At 60.8% G+C, this 17,681-nt stretch carries 15 protein-coding genes and 1 riboswitch; of the genes, 8 read left to right on the top strand and 7 right to left on the bottom strand.

Going from position 1 to position 17,681, the window contains the following annotated elements; translation table 11 throughout:
• Positions 1–157 precede the first annotated feature (157 nt).
• A complete protein-coding gene (locus tag CAK95_RS20980) occupies positions 158–496 on the bottom strand; it encodes a hypothetical protein (protein ID WP_157699692.1) in 339 nt (112 codons plus the stop codon).
• A gap of 234 nt (positions 497–730) precedes the next feature.
• On the opposite strand from CAK95_RS20980, the gene CAK95_RS20975 reads away from it, so the two are divergent.
• On the top strand, positions 731–1,891 hold the full coding sequence (locus CAK95_RS20975) for an AI-2E family transporter (protein ID WP_157699691.1): 1,161 nt from the start codon (positions 731–733) through the stop codon (positions 1,889–1,891).
• A gap of 6 nt (positions 1,892–1,897) precedes the next feature.
• On the opposite strand, the gene CAK95_RS20970 is transcribed toward CAK95_RS20975, so the two are convergent.
• Both CAK95_RS20970 and CAK95_RS20965 read right to left on the bottom strand, forming a co-directional pair.
• Positions 1,898–2,338 (bottom strand): DUF3617 domain-containing protein, encoded by a 441-nt coding sequence (locus CAK95_RS20970; protein WP_086089681.1) that lies wholly within the window; start codon positions 2,336–2,338, stop codon positions 1,898–1,900.
• A 126-nt stretch (positions 2,339–2,464) separates the two neighbouring features.
• On the bottom strand, positions 2,465–3,364 hold the full coding sequence (locus CAK95_RS20965; protein ID WP_086089680.1) for a fumarylacetoacetate hydrolase family protein: 900 nt from the start codon (positions 3,362–3,364) through the stop codon (positions 2,465–2,467).
• 183 nt (positions 3,365–3,547) lie between these two features.
• On the opposite strand from CAK95_RS20965, the gene CAK95_RS20960 reads away from it, so the two are divergent.
• The 3 genes from CAK95_RS20960 to CAK95_RS20950 all read left to right on the top strand — a co-directional run bounded on the left by CAK95_RS20960 (position 3,548) and on the right by CAK95_RS20950 (position 6,627).
• On the top strand, positions 3,548–4,327 hold the full coding sequence (locus tag CAK95_RS20960; RefSeq protein WP_086089679.1) for a GntR family transcriptional regulator: 780 nt from the start codon (positions 3,548–3,550) through the stop codon (positions 4,325–4,327).
• A gap of 105 nt (positions 4,328–4,432) precedes the next feature.
• The gene (locus CAK95_RS20955) at positions 4,433–5,527 is read left to right on the top strand and encodes a carbon-nitrogen hydrolase family protein (RefSeq protein ID WP_086089678.1); all 1,095 of its coding nucleotides are present in this window, start codon (positions 4,433–4,435) and stop codon (positions 5,525–5,527) included.
• Positions 5,524–6,627, top strand: a complete 1,104-nt coding sequence (locus tag CAK95_RS20950) for a cupin domain-containing protein (protein WP_086089677.1) — start codon at positions 5,524–5,526, stop codon at positions 6,625–6,627. Before CAK95_RS20955 ends, CAK95_RS20950 begins: the two co-directional genes overlap by 4 nt.
• A 42-nt stretch (positions 6,628–6,669) precedes the next feature.
• On the opposite strand, the gene CAK95_RS20945 is transcribed toward CAK95_RS20950, so the two are convergent.
• The 3 genes from CAK95_RS20945 to CAK95_RS20935 form a co-directional block, all read right to left on the bottom strand.
• Complete coding sequence (locus CAK95_RS20945) at positions 6,670–7,953, bottom strand: cupin domain-containing protein (RefSeq protein WP_086089676.1); 1,284 nt, start codon at positions 7,951–7,953, stop codon at positions 6,670–6,672.
• A 21-nt stretch (positions 7,954–7,974) separates the two neighbouring features.
• Positions 7,975–8,958 (bottom strand): Bug family tripartite tricarboxylate transporter substrate binding protein, encoded by a 984-nt coding sequence (locus tag CAK95_RS20940; RefSeq protein ID WP_086089675.1) that lies wholly within the window; start codon positions 8,956–8,958, stop codon positions 7,975–7,977.
• A 112-nt stretch (positions 8,959–9,070) separates the two neighbouring features.
• A complete protein-coding gene (locus CAK95_RS20935; protein ID WP_157699690.1) occupies positions 9,071–10,066 on the bottom strand; it encodes a Bug family tripartite tricarboxylate transporter substrate binding protein in 996 nt (331 codons plus the stop codon).
• Positions 10,067–10,317: 251 nt separating this feature from the next.
• Here CAK95_RS20935 and CAK95_RS20930 point away from each other — a divergent pair, with 251 nt between their 5' ends.
• The gene (locus CAK95_RS20930; RefSeq protein WP_086089673.1) at positions 10,318–11,298 is read left to right on the top strand and encodes an MBL fold metallo-hydrolase; all 981 of its coding nucleotides are present in this window, start codon (positions 10,318–10,320) and stop codon (positions 11,296–11,298) included.
• 73 nt (positions 11,299–11,371) lie between these two features.
• Here CAK95_RS20930 and CAK95_RS20925 read toward each other — a convergent pair whose 3' ends face one another.
• Complete coding sequence (locus tag CAK95_RS20925) at positions 11,372–13,504, bottom strand: TonB-dependent receptor (protein WP_086089672.1); 2,133 nt, start codon at positions 13,502–13,504, stop codon at positions 11,372–11,374.
• Between the two features lie 272 nt (positions 13,505–13,776).
• Positions 13,777–13,980: riboswitch (cobalamin riboswitch) on the bottom strand.
• A gap of 171 nt (positions 13,981–14,151) precedes the next feature.
• On the opposite strand from CAK95_RS20925, the gene CAK95_RS20920 reads away from it, so the two are divergent.
• The 3 genes from CAK95_RS20920 (at position 14,152) to CAK95_RS20910 (ending at position 17,451) form a co-directional block, all read left to right on the top strand.
• Complete coding sequence (locus CAK95_RS20920; protein WP_086091559.1) at positions 14,152–14,751, top strand: tetratricopeptide repeat protein; 600 nt, start codon at positions 14,152–14,154, stop codon at positions 14,749–14,751.
• Between the two features lie 21 nt (positions 14,752–14,772).
• Entirely contained in the window at positions 14,773–15,339 is a 567-nt protein-coding gene (locus tag CAK95_RS20915) for a tetratricopeptide repeat protein (RefSeq protein WP_086089671.1), read from the top strand.
• A gap of 291 nt (positions 15,340–15,630) precedes the next feature.
• A complete protein-coding gene (locus CAK95_RS20910; RefSeq protein WP_086089670.1) occupies positions 15,631–17,451 on the top strand; it encodes a hypothetical protein in 1,821 nt (606 codons plus the stop codon).
• The last annotated feature ends 230 nt before the right edge of the window (positions 17,452–17,681 follow it).

Genomic DNA, 17,681 nt, shown 5'->3' with positions numbered 1-17,681 from the left:
TAGCAGTCCACGCGCACGATCGCGGCGCCCTGGGAGGTGCCGATGGCCGCATTGATGACCGTGGGACTGGTTTTTCTCGTGCTGTTGGTCGTGCCGCTCATGACGTCACGCCGGAGCCAATATTATTGACCTGCGCTGCCGCTGCACGTGGCGAAGCTCAATCCCCGATCCGGCCGTATTCGCAACCGCGCGCGGCATAGGCGTAGCGGCCAACACCATACGCATCCTGACGCACGATCGGTTTGCAATGCTCGACCCACTTGCGTTCGCGCTCGCGGTTCTCGGCCACATCCTCCGGTCCTGACTCACGCACTGTCTTGATACCAGTCGCGCCGGCGTCGTAGCGATACTGGCGCACACAATGGCGGAGCCCGCCGGAAAACACGCAGCTTCCAACAGCCCTGTCAGTGACCGGCTGGGCGAACGCCGATCCGGTCATCGCCGCCGGCAGACCCAATACAGCCAAGACATACGCAATCGCCAGCTTGCCGATCATTCCTGCCTCCGTCCGAGCGGACAGTTTATGGTTAAGGAAAGGTTAGCAAGCGCAGTGCCATCGAAAACGTGCCAATCCGGCACAGGTTCCAGGCCCTCAGACCCAAATGGAACTTCGGTATGGCTAACGGATTGTCTCGAAACGAAGCGCGATCCCGACGATGCCGACGGACCGGCCCTCGTGCGGAGTTTGCGTCTGCAGCGCCCATTGCCGGAGGTCCGGCCGGATACTCGAATGGCACGCGAAGCCGAAAGCGAAACGCCGATCGCGGCAAACTCTGGGTCTGCATCCACGCCCGTTTCGAACTGGACCTTCGCCGGACGCAATATCCGCGTCGGTGCTCATGATCCGTTTCCATTCGAAGATACAGCCGCGTTCTGGCGCACCATGGCGCAAGTCGCGACCATCCTGATGGCCGTGATCATGTTCGGTGCGTTTCTCTACGTTGCACGGCCGTTGCTGATGCCGATCCTTGGCGCGCTGATCGTGAGCCTGACGCTCGGGCCCCTCGCCGGTTCTGCAACACGGCACGGTTTGCCCGCCTGGGTCCCGGCGCTGGCGATCGTCATACTGATCGCGGCCGCGCTCTATGTCGCAATCGTCCTGGTATCCGAACCGGCATCGGATCTCATCGCGCGCTCATCCGAAATCGGCACCGCGATCAAGGAAAAATTCCGTTTCATGGATCGGCCGCTCGCCGCCATCCAGGAATTGCGTGCCGAGATCATGGGCGCCAGCGGCCTTTCGGTGGATGTCAATCAACCGGCCGAAGTTATCGGCAACGTGCTCGGCGCCGTGACACCAGCCGTCCTTCAGTTCGTTCTATTTTTTGCGACGCTGTTCTTTTTCGTGTTCGGCCGCGCCGCGATGCGCCGCTATGTCGTCAACATCTTCAGCACGCGTGACGGCCGATTGCGGGCGCTGAAAATCGTCAACGATATCGAGCGCAGCTTGAGCGGCTATCTCATCACCGTGACGATCATCAATGCTGGTGTCGGATTGTTTGCAGTCGCCGTGACATGGGTACTTGGATTTCCGGCGCCGCTGTTATGGGGCGCCCTCGCCTTCATCCTCAACTACATCCCGTATGTCGGCCCCGGGATCATGCACGCCATCTTGTTTTTCATCGGCTTGCTGACTTTCGACACCTTGTGGCCGGCGCTGATTGCGCCTGCGATCTTCATGACCTTCACCTTCATAGAAGGTCACTTCCTCGTGCCGAGCATCATCGGAAAACAGCTGCTCATGCATCCTCTGGCGGTGTTTCTGTCGCTTGCCTTCTGGGCGTGGCTGTGGGGGCCGATCGGCGCCTTTCTCGCCACCCCGATCCTGATCATGGCGACGGTCGCCAGCGACCACCTTTATCCGCGCCAGAAGAACATGCTGCCGGACTGACGCATATCATTCGCCGGTCTTGGAGCAATCTCCGACCCGCTGGCCGTCGATGGTCGACAATGTCGAATGCACGATCCGCTCCATGGCGGTTGCCTTGGTCGCGATCATGGCGGTGTAGCGCGTCGGACTTTCGAAGATGAATTGCCCGGCCACATCCATGTCGATCTGGCCGCGGCATTGCAGCCTCCATTTCAGGAAGTTCCCTTCGAGGCTGTATTCCGTCCGCTCGCAAATGGCGTTCACGGTCGACACTTCCGGTGTGAAAGTCTTGGCCGGATCCGCCACCTCCGCCGGCGTCAGACAGCGCATCTTGATCTGCGGCGGTTCGGATACCGGCCCTTGATTAAGTTGCGTGGTCATCACCCGCCAACGCCCTGGCTCAAGCTGCTGGGCTTGCGCCGCATCGACCACGAGCAGGACGCACAATGCCGCAAACGGGAATTTCATGGAACCTCCAAGGCGGAGGCGTCCTAACCCATCGCGCGCCGGGAGGATAGCCCAGCGTATTGCGCTCGCCGCAACGACACAGCAGCCTCAGTCACGGGAGCATGTCGTTCTCGCGCGAGCCCGCGATCATGCGGCGATGACGTGATTGCGCAAGGTGCCGACGCTTTCGATCACCACCTCCACCACATCGCCTGCCTTCATGAATTCCGGCGGCGTCCGGCTGATGCCCACACCCTCCGGCGTTCCCGTGGCGATGACATCGCCCGGCTCCAGCGTGATGCCCGACGACAAATGAGCGATCAGCTTCGGAATATTGAAAATCATATGCCGCGTGTTGCTCTTTTGCTTTTCGACACCATTCAGGACCAGACTGATGTCCAGATCGTGCGCATCGGCAATCTCGTCCGCGGTCACGATCCAGGGGCCCATCGGCGCATAGGTGTCCTGCCCCTTGGCGAAGCACCATTGCCCGCCATGCCGCAAGTCCCTTGCCGATACGTCATTCACGCAGGTGTAGCCAAAGACGTAATCCATGGCCTCGGTTTCAGACACATTCCTGCATCGCCGGCCGATCACGGCGCCGAGCTCGGCCTCCCAGTCCAGCATCTTTGTCAGCTGTGCGTCATGCACGATCGCCTCTTCCGGCCCGACGATCGATGTCGATGGCTTGATGAAGATGACCGGATGCGACGGCACATCCTTCTGCGTTTCCATGGTGCGGCTCGATTCCGCAACGTGCGCGACATAGTTCAGTCCGACACCGATCACACCCTTTGGCGTTTGCGGCAGCGGCGCGAGCAACTTCGTCTGACTAAGAGGGATGGACGATCTCGCCATCAAATCGGCCTTGGTGAGCAGAGCCTTGGCCAATTCCAGCGCGCCGGGGCTCTGCTGAATGAATGACAGCATGTCCTGCGGACAGGTTTTTCCCGCTGCGGCGGCGAGGTCCGGCAAATCGACAACGGAGTCAGCGACGATCACGCCCAGACGACGCTGCCCTTCTCGCTCATAAGTGACCAGCTTCATGGATCGCAGTCCTTTTCGACGCACGGCATCGTCGGCGACTTAGTCGCGACCAAGGGCCCGAGTCAAGGATTTACGAAAATATGTGATATTCACGATAATATGTGATAGGGGAACTGGCGCTCAGGGGCGAACAAGGCGCTGAGCGGCGGCATTCAACAGGCAACAGGTCGAAGGGTTCGGCTGATGAAAGATCAGGGCAATTCCACCAGGCGCACGGGCAAGCCCCTCGCCGTCGCGTCGAGCCGGAACGGCAACGCTCCAGCAGTCGCCCAGGAAGCCGGACCGACGCTTGGCGAACAGGCCTACAAGCGTCTGCATGCCGACATTCTCAACGGGTTCTTCGGCGCCGGCAGGCCGCTGCGCCTGGAGGTCCTGAAAGAGCGATACGGCTTGAGCTTCTCGCCCCTGCGGGAGGCTTTGAGCCGGCTGCAAAGCGAGCGCCTTGTGGTGGCATCAGCCTTGCGCGGCTTTCGCGTGGCCGAATTATCGCTGAGCGAAATGTGGGACTGCATTGAGACTCGCATTCTGATCGAGGGTGAGGCGTTACGGCGCTCGGTGCAACATGGCGACGACGATTGGGAGGGATCGGTCATGGGCACGTTTCAGGCGCTGTCGGGTTGCGCCAAGCGCCTGTCGGCGCTTCTTCGCCCGAGAACCGAGGATGAAAATGAAGAACTGGAACGCCGACATCGCGATTTTCACGCCGCTCTGATCGGGGCAGCGGATTCACGCTGCCTGCTCGACATGTCCGCGCAACTTTACGCACAGACCGAGCGTTACCGTCGACCGATCCTGATCGCCGGCACGCAAGGCAAACCGTCAGGCCGCAATATCCACGCCGAGCACGAAGCGATCATGAAAGCGGCGCTCAAACGCGATGCCGCGCGGGCCGTGGAACTCCTCAAGGCCCACTATCGGAAAACCGGCGAAGCCATCGAACGCAATTTTCATCGTGCGGCCTAAGCCCCTCTCATCAAGAGGACAACCGCAAACCGCATTGACTCATATTCCAAAATTATATTTATTTTCGAAAATCAGACGCTGACCGCTGACCGCGAGGTGACAATCATGCTGAAGCTCCCACGCTTTAAGGCGGCGGCTGTGCAAGCGGCACCTGTCTTCCTCGACACGCCCGCGACGATCGAAAAAGCCTGTTCGCTGATCCGCGAGGCAGCGAGAAACGGCGCGCAGATCGTCGCCTTTCCGGAGGTGTTCGTTCCGGGATATCCGTACTGGAACTGGATCACCGATCCGGTGAGCGGCGGCGCGTGGTTCGAAAAGTTGGTGCGCGCATCGATCCTTGTTCCCGGCGCCGAAATCGATGCACTCCGGCGTGTTGCGCGCGAGGCGGAAATATACGTGGTGATCGGCGTGAATGAACGCAGCCCGGTCTCGCTTGGCGCGGTCTACAACACGCTGGTCTTCATCGGCCCCGACGGCAAGCTTCTCGGCAAGCATCGCAAACTTGTGCCGACCTGGGCTGAAAAGCTGACATGGACAAACGGCGACGGCTCCAGTCTTCGCGTCTACGACACCGCCATCGGCCCGCTGGGCGGACTGGCCTGCGGCGAGAATACCAACACGCTGGCGCGGTTTTCGCTGCTGGCCCAGGGCGAGCTTGTGCATGTTGCAAGCTACATCTCCCTCCCCGTCGCGCCTCCCGATTACGATATGGCGGAAGCCATCAAGCTGCGCGCGATCGCGCATTCCTTCGAAGGCAAGCTGTTCACCATCGTGTCGTGTTCGACCGTTTCTGAAGAGATCATCGAAGCGATGGAAAGCCTTGTCCCCGATGCGCGAGCCAAGCTTGAACGCAAGTCGAGCGCCTTTACCGGCATCATCGGCCCTGACGGACGCACTGTGGGTTCGCCGCTGATCGACGACGAAGGCATCGTCTATGCCGAGATCGACCTCGCCCGGTGCATTCAGCCCAAGCAGATGCACGACATCATCGGCCATTATAACCGCTTCGACATCTTCGATCTTCGCGTCAACCGCCGCGCGCACTCCCCGCTCGGCTCGGGAGATGCTGCGGCTCGTGCAAACGAGCCGGACATATCCGCCGAGACCGACTGGGACCGCATGGATTTGCCGCTCGAACGCCCCGAAGCGGCCAGTGCTTTTGCAGGTCGCGGCGCGGGCAAGCCAGGGAGAGCGCAATGAGAGAAAACATCATCGGCCGCGCCAATGTCGAAGACACGCCCGAGCTTGAGGCTTACTACCGCGAGCTCGAACAGTACGAAACCGGCGCGTTATGGACTGTCGCCAACACGATCGAACCATGGGCGCCGCAATCATCCTCCGTGCCGGTGCTGTGGCGCTACGCCGACCTGCGCGACCATGTGCTGCGCTCTGTGCAACTGGTGACACCTGAAAAGGCCGGACGGCGGGTCGTCTATCTCAACAATCCGGGCCGCCGCGACGTATCAGCGGCGGTCGGCTGGCTGTATTCCGGTCTGCAGGTGATGAATCCGGGCGAAGTCGCATCCGCTCATGCGCATTCCGCCTCGGCGCTGCGCTTCATCATGGAAGGCAGCGGCGCTTATACGATCGTCGACGGACACAAGATGACGCTCGGTGCCAACGACTTCGTACTGACACCCAACGGCACCTGGCATGAACACGGCGTCGAGCCGGACGGTACACCCTGCATCTGGCAGGACGGGCTGGATATCCCGTTGGTGAACGCGCTTGAAGCCAATTTCTATGCCGTCCACCCAAACCTCCAGCAGGAGGTGACTTATCCGGTAAACGATACGAGCAAGACCTGGGGACATCCTGGGCTGACACCGGTCAACACCACCTGGTCAAAAGGATATTCGCCGCTGTTCAAGTATGAATGGGCACCGACCTACGAAGCCCTGCAGGACTATGGCAAGGCCACCGACGGCTCGCCGTTCGACGGCGTCATGATGAAGTATGTCAATCCGATCACCGGCGGGCATGTGATGCAGACGATCGGCGCCAGCATGCAGATGCTCCGGCCCGGTGAGAAAACACGGGCCCACCGCCACACCGGCAGTTTCATCTATCAGGTCGCCAAGGGCCGCGGCTACTCGATCATCGGCGGCAAACGTTTCGACTGGCGCGAACGTGATATCTTCTGCGTACCGTCATGGATGTGGCATGAGCATGCCAACGCCTCTGAAAGCGAAGACGCGTGCCTGTTCAGCTTCAACGATCTTCCGGTGATGGAAGCCTTAGGGCTCTATCGCGAAGAAGCCTATGGCGACAACAGCGGGCAGCAGATTCTGGCCAACTGACCGATCCCGCCCCAGCACAACGGACGGCGCACAAAGCCGGATTCAATCCGGCATCGTTGTCTCGCCCTTCGGGAAACTCGCAAAGACCGATTGCGGTACGCCGAAATTGGTAGACAGCAACAACGCCGGATTGGCGGCCATCCAGGCGGTGATCGAGATGGACTGATAGATACCGCTATTGAACGCCAGCACCACCTCGAGATCGTCGGGCCCGATATTCTCGATGTAATGGCCAAAGCCCTGCGGCACATAGCCGACATCGCCGGCGGCAAATTCCTCGGTGCGCGCGCGGCCGCCGGAGCCGAACACGGTCATCCGCGCCTTGCCTTTGAGATAATATTGCCACTCGTCGGCATTCGGATGCCAATGCAGCTCGCGCATCCCGCCCGGTTTGATCTGCAACAGGCCGCCGGTCATCGTCGTCGAAATCGGGAATTCGCGCTCTGATACTAGCCGCAACGTGCCGCCCTCGAAAATCTGCGGACGTTGTGCGAGGAATGGGTAGCGGTGAGATAGCGCCGGGATATCGAGTGAACCGGGCACCGGTTCAGGCGGCAATGGCGCCGGCACTTCGCCTTTCACCAGATACACCTCATCCTTCGGGAAGGATGCGAAGGTCGAAGGCGGAACGCCGAAATTCTTCGACAACACCTCAGCCGGTGCATGGCCGATCCAGTCGGTGATGCTGAAGGTGCCGAACTCGGAGAAATAGCCGTTGTCGAACACGAGAAGGAATTCGCAATCGTCAGGCCCGAGCCCCTGAATGGAATGACCGTGACCGCGCGGGAAATACCAGACATCGCCCGGATTAAAATCGACGATCTCCGAACGTCCGTCCGGATCGATCGTCGTGACGCGGCAGCGTCCCTTGATCACGTAGGCCCACTCCGCCGCATTGGCGTGCCAGTGCAATTCACGCAAGCCCCCCGGCACCAGCTGCATCAGCACAGCGGCGAGCTTTTCCGAAACCGGAAATTTCAGGACGGTCGCTTCTTTCGCCCAGCCGCCATCGCTTGTCCTTGGCTTCTGCGCGCTGAAGTCAAAGCGGAAGGACGGCAGTTCCTTGCCTTGCAGGACGGAGGGCCCCGGACCGAATGGCGGCTGTCCGCCGTCGCCATATGTGTTCGAACCGCTCGCAGCCACGATCAGGCTCCCTGTCGCTGCGGCCGCTCCCATCAGGTCGCGCCGCGATAGGCCGGTACTATCCGTCTCTAGCGTGAAGCGCTGTTGCGCTCTTGCGCCATACGCACCCAGATTGCCGCGCTGTTTTTTAACACAGCGCGACAAACTTTTTTGCGGATCGCGCGGCCAGTCCGCGCGAATCATGCAGTCTTGCTAAACGGAGATTTAAGGCTGCGGAATCTTCGCACGCTCGACAATCGGCTTCCACTTGTCGTAATCGCTCGCGATCATCTTCTGCAGTTCGGGGCCGGTGACACTCATCGGCGTCACGCCAAGCCCCTTGAGCTTCTCGATCATCGCCGGATCCTTGGCGATCTCGCGCAACTCTGCGGCCAACTTTCCGGCGATCTCCGGCGGCACCTTGCTGGGCGCAACGAAGACCGCGGTCCATGTCACCTCCAGCCCGGGCACCGTCTCGGCCAGAGCCGGGATCGACGGGTCGACGGAATAGCGCTCCAGCGACGACACCGCGATCGCCCGCGCCTTGCCGCCCTGCACCTGCGGATAGGCCGTGGAGAATTGATCGCAGGTCATCTGGATCTGGCCGCCGATCAGGTCCTGAATGATCTGGTTGGATGCACGATACGGCACGTGCGCGATCTTCGCCCCCGTGTGCTGCACAATCAGCTCCATGCACAGATGCTGCGAGGTGCCGATGCCGGACGAGCCATAGCTGAGCTTGTCGGGATTGTTCTTCAGATAGGCCAGGAATTCCGGAACGGTCTTGGCCGGCACCTTCGGATCGACGATCACCATATTCGGCTGATAGGCGACCATCGCGATCGGAAGAATGTCCTTCTGGCTGTTGTAACCGAGCTTCTCCTTGTAGATGTGCGGCAGGATGAACAGCGTGCCGGCGGACACCACCGCGAGCGTATAACCATCCGGCTTGGCATTCGCCATCGCGGCAATGCCGATGCTGCCGCCGGCACCGCTCTTGTTCTCGATCACGAATTGCTGGCCAAGCCGCTGCGACAGGCGCTCGGAAAACAGACGCGCCGCCGCATCGACATTGCCGCCCGCCGCGAAGGGCACGATGACGGTGACAGGTTTGGTCGGCCATTGCTGTGCGGCGGCAGACACAGAACCTGACGCCAGACCGGCCAGTGTAGCAAGGAGGACAGCAGCAGCCGTGCGAACATTCAGCATTCGACTTTCTCCCTAGCGATCATTTTGTGATGAGAGGGAGGTCGGCCGATCTCCCTCAGCTTTTGGTTCCTCAAACACTCGGTCGGACACCGCGGCGGGATGGCACCCACGTTCAATTCGACAATTTCGCGCCCGCCTGCTCCACCGCCTTGGACCATCGCGCCAGTTCGGCCTTATTGAGATTGAGCAAGTCTTCCGGCGAACCGGCGACCGGATCGATGCCCTGCGCCTGCAGGCTCTTCTGTACCTCGGGCGATTTGATGATTTTCAGGATCGTCTGGTTGAGTTTGGCCACGACGTCCTTCGGTGTCTTGGCCGGCGCCCAGACGCCGAACCAGGCCGACACTTCGAAATCGTCCATGCCGGCCTCTTTCATCACCGGCACGCCCGGCAAGGCATCGATGCGGTTGGCGCTGGTGATGGCGATCGCACGCAGCTTGCCGTCCTTGATGTGACCGAGCAGCGGCAGATAGTGATAGAACATGAACTGCACTTCGCCCCGCAAAAGATCGGTGATCGCCTGCGAGCCGCCGCGATACGGCACATGCGTCGCCTTCAACCCATTGCGGGCAACGAACATCGCGCCCGACAGATGGTTGGATGTGCCGTTGCCGGACGATCCGTAATTCACCTTGCCCGGATTGGCGGCGACATAGGCGATCAGATCCTTGACATTCTTGACCGGCAGATCGGGATTGACGACCAGCACATTCGGCGCGGTGCCGAACTGGATGATCGGCGAGAAATCGTTGATCGGATCGTAGTTGATCTTTGCATAGACGGCCGGATTGATCGAGTGCGTGCCGATCGTTCCCATCAGCAGCGTGTAACCGTCCGGCGTGGAACGCGCGACCGCTTCGGAGCCGACACTGCCACCTGCGCCGCCGCGATTGTCGATCACCACGCTCTGCCCAACAGCTTTGGACAATTCGTCGGCCAGAATCCGTCCAACCAGATCGGTGGTGCTACCGGCCGGAAACGGCACCATCAGGGTGACCGGCCGCGATGGATAGGATTGCGCCAGAGTCCCGGTCGAAAAACCCGTCACGGCAAAAAGGGCAAACGATAGAGCAAGACACGCAGTACGGACGTGAACCGGAAACACCATTGCTGACCTCCCCATAGCTGCCGTCAGGCGGCAGTCATTTTTTGTGCGGGAAGACTAGAGGTGGCGATGACAGGCGACAAGGCCGGCCGCAAGCATGGATGCGGAAATATCTTGCCCACCATAACGTTTGTGCGGCACATCGCCATCGAAGCTTCATGGAATAGACATAGGCAGGCGGTGTTGGCGCGATCGGCCCACTGCATCAGAACAAGTCCCGAATGCAACCAGTCTCAGCAAGGGGAGAAATCGTCATGATCGAATTGTCTCGCCGTCACCTGTTCGCCGGTACCGCTCTGGCGGCGGCCAGCATGGCGTTGCCGAAAGCGGTCCCTGCCGCCGCGCCGCAAAGCGGCCAGCAGGGTCCGGGTTTTTACCGTTTCAAGGTCGGCGATTATGAAGTGACCGCCATCAACGATGGCACCTGGTTCCTCAAACTCGCGCCCAACTGGGTCCGCAACGCGGAAAATGCCGATGTGCAGAAGGCCTTGGCCGATGCGTTCCTGCCCACCGACGTCGTGCCCATTCCGTTCACGACGCTGCTCGTCAATACCGGCTCGAAGCTGATTGCGCTCGACACAGGCACCGGCGGCCAACTCGGTTCGATGGCACCGCAATCGGGCACCTTTGCCGCCAACCTCGCCGCGGCCGGCATCGATCCGAAAGCGGTGGATGCGATCTACATCTCGCATTTCCATCCCGACCATATCAACGGCATCAAGACCAAGGACAATGCGCTGTTCTTCCCGAATGCCGCGATCAACGTGCCGGCAGCCGAATGGGCGTTCTGGATGGACGACAGCAACATGAGCAAGGCGCCGGAAGCGGCGCAAGGCTCGTTCAAGAACGCGCGGCGCGTGTTCGGCGATATCGCCGCCAAGGTGCAGCGCTTCGAACCCGGCAAGGACGTCGAAAGCGGCATCACCGCCATTGCCGCGCCCGGTCACACACCGGGGCACACGGCCTTTTCGATCGCGTCCGGCAACCAGTCGATGCTGTATCTCGCCGATGTCACCAACAATCCATGGCTGTTCGTGCGCAATCCGGAATGGCAGGTCGCCTTCGACATGGATGGCAATCAGGCCGTCGCCACGCGCAAGGCGCTGCTCGACCGCGCCTCCGCCGACAAGATGCGGGCACACGGCTATCACTGGCCCTTCCCCGCCTCGGGCTACATCGCCAAAACCGCCAAGGGCTACGAGCTCGTGCCGGCAATGTGGTCGCCGCAGCTTTGAGCGGGGCGTATTTCAGAATGAGAGAAAGGGCCGCCGCGACGCGGCCCTTTCTGTTTCCATCAAATAGGCGCGCTCACCACGTCATGCCCGCCTTCACCATGAAGGTTCGGCCGGGCAACGGATAGGCATTGTAGGTGCCGAGCGAGCTCCCCGGCCCGTCCGGAAACGGGCTGGCAATCGCGTAATCGAAATATTGCTTGTTGAAGAGATTCACCACCGCGACCGACCAGAAGAACTGTTCATACTGGCCGCCGAGACGCATATCGACCGTCGTTGCCGCCGGGATCAGCGGTTGAAGATTGCGCTGGTCGTTGTCCATACGGCGATCGCCGACATAGCGAACGACCGTGTCGAGCGTGAGATATTTCTGCCAGATATCCCATGACACGCCGCCACTGCCGGTCCATTTCGAAATCAGCGGCACGTCATTGCCGGCAAAGATGCCTTCACGGAACACCGATCGCGTGTAAGCAAGGCCGCCTTTGAAACGCACCGCATCGTTGAACGCGTAAGTGACGATGGTTTCGTTGCCGTAGCGCCGCGTCGGATCGAGGTTGGTATTGTCGGCGATGAAGTTCGGTGCGTAACGGAAGTGGATTTCATCCGTTAGATTCATGTTGTAGATGCTCCACTGTACCTTCAGCGGACCGTTGCTGAAGCGCACGCCACCTTCCACATCGTGCGACTTCTGCGTCCGCAATCTGAAAGTGGTGGGATCTATTCCTCCCGATGTTACCATGCCGACGCGCTCATCGACATTCGGCACGCGGAAGCTCTGGGCCCAGCGCCCGAACAAAGCGAAGTCCGGCGTAAAGCGGTGCTCAATGCCGAGATGGAAGGCATGGTTGGTCTGGCTTTCGTCCAGCGGAATGCCCTGCACGCCGTTCGGAAAACAGCCAAATGGGGGAAAGCATGACGAGCCACCCGGCGCATTCGCGTCGAACTTGTCGCGCGCACCGATCGAGGTGCGCTGAATACGGCCGCCGCCGGAAATGTCCGTGGTCGGCAACACCGAGATCGTCTGCATCCAGTAGGCCGCGAGCGAACTCTGGTTGAGATCGTATTTGTTGATCGGAGCAGACCCCAGCTGCAGCGACCGATCCGAATTGTAGTCGGCATTGTAATAATCAATGCCGCCGAGCGCATTCCACTTCATACCCGCAAAGACTGAATCGAGCTTAATGCGAGGCGTGAAGGAGCTGGTGGTCAGCGTGGTATCGACCGCTCTTAATGGGTCCGTTGTCGCCATTGTCGGCGTTGCGTTGAAAAATGCCGCTTGCTGCAGTCTTTGACGGATACCGCCATCCACGATCAGTTCAGCGCCAGGCGCAAGCATCCGCGTGAAGCCGATCGTTCCGCTATATCCCTGCTTGTCACCGAAATCGTACGGCGTCGTCGCGCCCCGGCGATTGGTGATCAGCTGGTTCATGCCGATATCGGGCTGAACGCGCCGGCCGCCGGGCAGCCCGAGCGATTGATCGTCGGCGGACAGGTTCAGATAGAAGCTGCCCTCTTGCACAGTATAACGAATGTCCGCGACGCCGTTATATTGCGTGTAATGATTGTTCTGACGATAACCATCCGATCCAATCGCATTTGAGTAAACGCTTGCTGACCACGGACCGTTCGAGCCGCTCACCGAGAGATTGCCTTCTTTGTAATTGAACGAACCGAATGCACCATCGAGACGCAACTTCGGCGGCAACGCCACACCGGTCTTTGTCACGATATTGATGACACCACCCATTGCCCCATCGCCATACAGGACGGCACCGCTATTACCGCGGGTGATTTTGATTCGTTCGATGCTCTCGCGCGGAATGGAAGCAAGATCGAAAGAAGCGATGTCAACATCGTTGACGCGCCGCCCGTTGATAAGGATCAGCGTATTGGATCCAGCCGACGCGCCGAAGCCGCGCATATCGACGACGCTACGCGCGCCGTTGACGGCACCAAAAGGGTTGGTGACCTGAACACCGGGTTCGCGCGACAGGATACCCGGCAGCGTTTGTTCCGGCGATCGCGCGATATCCTCGGCGGTAATGACCGACGTTGACGCGCCGACGATACCGGCCCCTAACGGGACGACACCGTCCACATTGCCGACACCGCTCAACCGCGTATCCGTAACATTGATCTCTGGCAGCGTGACCTGCGCTGCCGCCTCGTTGCCGGCCGTCACGGCCACGAATGCAGCCGATGCCATCGCGCCTGCACAAAATCTTTGAAGTATCGCCCCCATCGCCCTTTTAGCCCTTCGCTGCCCCGGCCTTGGCCGGAGCGTTCGGTGAACAAAACCCGATGCGAAGAACACGCGAACAGAGAACACCATCAGCAATGGCAATCCGCCATCGCGCCGGCCAGCACCGCTCACGCCTTACGGAAAGTCGCAGGAGAAAAATTTCTCGTACGGCCTTCGCATCGGCTCTCAAGCGTCACCGCTGCGAACAGCCGCTCCGTATGGACGCCCCGCCCACCGGTTGGGTGACTGCGCTGGCAGGTCTCCTGGCTTGCGGGTCCTGATTTACCGTCCGGCCTTCCCGGTTGCCCAGTGGCCAAGATTGGACAGCAAACTCGCCGCTCACAGTTGCGGGGGCAGCCACGGCTTCGGCCCGAAAGCCGTTCCGTGTTCCCTCTTGCCTCTCCGGTGCGTACCGGAGAACCAGTGCGTTGCGGCAATGTCCGATCCGGCGCGCCCAGAGTCAAGATCACGCCGTTTTGAGCATGTGACCGCCGAATGACACAGGGATCATGTATGTTGGTGAGGCTGAACGTTGCGCCGGCTCGGAGCGACAGATCAGCGGGGACGAAGCTGCACGCCATCTTTCCCTTATCCACAGCGAGCATCAGACCATGACCCGCTTTATTCCACGCCTTCACCTTCTCGCCGCGGCCGCCATTATCGGTCTTGTCGTCTCCGGCCAGGCTTATGCCGCGGCGATCGACGAGCCGGCCACCCCCGCAACCGCACCGTCCGACAAGAAACCGGACGCCAAATCCGAGACCAAGCCGGATGCCAAACCGTCCGACAGCAAGGCCGGGACCTCAAAGCCAGCCGAAACCAAGCCCGCCCCGGAGAAGAAATCGGACCGCGAATTTCGTGACGGCTACAAGCAGGCCTATGACCTGATCTACAAACAGAAGGATTATGCCGGCGGCATCACCGTATTGAAGACGCTCGGCCACGACGACCATCCCGATGTCGCCAACCTCGTCGGCTTCTCCAGCCGCAAGCTCGGCCGCGTCGAGGACGCCAAGACCTGGTACGAGAAGGCTCTTGCCGCCGATCCGAAACACACCCGCACCTGGCAATATTATGGGATGTGGCATCTCGAACAGGGGAACCGCCTGAAAGCAGAAGATCATCTCGAACAGATCCGTCTGATCTGCGGCCAGGGCTGCGACGACTACACCTCGCTGAAGAGTGCGCTGGAGGGCAATTCGACCTACTAACGTCAACCCAAGGAGGCTGTCATGCAGTCACCTGGAATCACTGTTCTGGCGACGGCGCTGATCAGTGCCGTCGCAATCACTGCAACACCGACCTTCGCTGTCGATACCCGCGATCCGGTGATGACCGGCCCGCAATTGCAATCGGCCAAGCCGGGCGGCAGCACCGCCAAACCGGCGAAGAAGAGCGCACCGAAAAAGAAAAAAGCACCGGCGAAGAAATCCGAGCGGGATTTCATCGAGCGTTATCATCACGCCCATGATCTCATCTACAAGAAGCAGGATTACGCGGCAGCGATCACAGCGTTGCGTGCCCTCGACCATGACAACCATCCCGATGTCGCCAATCTGATCGGCTTCTCCAGCCGCAAGCTTGGCCGTACCGACGACGCCAGGACCTGGTACGAGAAGGCGCTCGCCGCCGATCCGAAACACACCCGCACCTGGCAATATTACGGGATGTGGCATCTCGAACAGGGCAACCGCCTGAAGGCGGAAGATCATCTCGACACGATCAAGGCGATCTGCGGCGAGACTTGCGAGGATTATAAATCGCTGCTGGCGGCGCTGGATGGGAATCAGACTTACTGACCAATGCCTTCGCCATCGACGGCACGCGACGCGTGGCCCGATCGCGTAACCCACCATCGCAAACGCAACGACGGCGGGTTACGCTGCGCTAACCCGCCTTACAACGCTGAGCGATCTCACCGTTTTGTGACTCCATCGAATTTGCATCAATTCGATGAAGGCCGCTATGTCTTGCGCTGAAACGCTTCAGTCCCACCCTCCCTGCATCTATTGAACCTTTCCCGCCCTCACGCGACGAACGTATTCCAAAGCTTTTCCAACGCACCAAAAATTTCCATCAGGGGCAAACTCATGATCCGCGCGGCGCGCCGCACCTTCTTTTCCGTCATCGTTCTCGGCAGCCTTGCAGGCCTGACTCCCGCTTTGGCGCAAGGTCTCGACACCGCGACGCTGCCGCGCGTCGCCGGAGCCAAGCTGACCTATGCCGGCCCGGCCTCGACCATCTACACGACCTCGGGCAGTGTCGCGCAGGCGGCCGAAGCCGTTGTCAGGGCGCTCGCCGCCGCAGGCTGGCAGACCTATGGCGATCCGTTCTCGCAGAGCGCGCCGGACGCGCCGCAACGGATCATGACCTTCAAGAAGGGAGCGCAGGCGATCGTCGCCTTCGTCACTGCGGCCCCTGCGCAGGGCAACGCGACGAGTGTGAGCTACAGCGCCAATGCGCTCGCCAACGACCTGCCCTTCCCGAAGGACGCGACCGAGATCGGCTTCGCGCCCGAGCGCCCGCATCTGCGCGCCGTGTCGGGGGAGACGGTCGCGGCGCTGCTCGATTTCTTCCGCAAGGACATGGCCGCACTCGGTTATCAGCCCTGGGCGGGAAAGCCCGAACAGGTGTCGGAGAAAGGCGCGCTCACCTTCTTTACCCGCGACAACCAGAAGATCCTCGTGCTCTCGCTGACACGCAACGACGAAGGCCGCACACGCATCGACATCACGCCGACCACCGCTCGCGTGCTCACCGCCGAACAGCGGCAGACGCCGCCGGCCGAAACTCCGGAGCAAGCACGGGCGAAGGCCGCCGCGCGCGAACAACATGAACGCGCAAGCGCGGCCATCGATGCACAGATCAACGCGCAGATCGACAATGTGCTGCGCGACGTGCAGCAGTCGCTGCGCGCCCCCGCAGCGCCCGCCGCCAAGAGCGACGCGCCGGTCACAGTCTTGCGGGCAAAGAGCGACAATGCCGCACCGGTGCCGGTACCGGAGAGCGCCGATGACGTCGCATTCAATGGCGACAAGGGCGAACTGGAATTCATGGGCGGCCCGAACGTGCGTTCGCTCGCCGCCTTCTACAAAGCCGAGATGACGAACGCGGGCTGGAGCACGCGCAAGCCGACCATCGACCGCGACAATATGGTGGTGTTAGACTTCACCAAGGGCGGCCAGAAGCTCTCCTTCACCATCATGCAGTTCGGTCAGGGCGTGCGGGTGCGCGCCTCGGGCTCGGGCCTCGTCACCGCGGCGGCACAGCCACCGGGCAAAACAGCCGCCGCAGCGAAAGTAACGCAACAATTCAACGACGACGATCTGACGGCCGAGGATGTCGCCGGCCATCCCGTCCCGAAACGCCGCACAGCGAGCGGCAGCGAGCGTACGCAATACCGTGTCGTGCTCAACGCCACCGTGCCAATGGATGTCGCGACCATGCTTGCCTTCTATCGGCGCGAACTGACCGCGCGCGGCTGGAGCGAAGCTCAGGGCGCGTCGGTCAGCGAAGTGCGTTCGCAAGCCGCTTTCACGGCGCCGGAGGGACCGGCCGTGCTCACGCTCGAACGCAAGGGCAACGATACGCAAGTACGGCTCGCCTTGCGCAAGCCGGAGGTTGCGCAGAAGGCGGGCGTGTTGCCGAAGCCGGGCCAGGCCAAGGTGCTGATCGGCAATCCGGGCGACAGCGAAGCGGTCGTCACGATCAACAAGCAGACCTTCCGGGTGAAGCCCGGCGCTGGCGCGAAGAATCCGGACGGGCCGATGCTCGATCTCGCGCCCGGCCAGTATCAGGTTTCGCTCAAGATCGGCGGCAGGTCGGAACGCGAAACGATCACGGTCGGCGCCGACGAGGCCTGGGGCCTCATCATCGGGCCCGGCGGATTATTGCCGCTGCATGTGTATTGAGATTGCAACCTTGCTGATTGCAATCGGCCTCATCCTGAGGAGCGTTGCCAAGCAACGTCTCGAAGGATGGGGCGGAATGGGCTGGTGCGACAAAAGTGTTTTTCGATCACTCACGTCGGCGAGAACGATCTTGATCCATTGAAAGATAAAATCGCCTTGAAACAGTAATCGCGAATAAACCATCCGACGTCGTCTGCGCACATCGCCGTGATGACATCGACGTCCGTCGT

Source organism: Pseudorhodoplanes sinuspersici (assembly GCF_002119765.1).
GTDB classification, from domain to species: Bacteria; Pseudomonadota; Alphaproteobacteria; order Rhizobiales; family Xanthobacteraceae; genus Pseudorhodoplanes; species Pseudorhodoplanes sinuspersici.
This window is presented reverse-complemented; position numbering and strand designations above follow the sequence as displayed.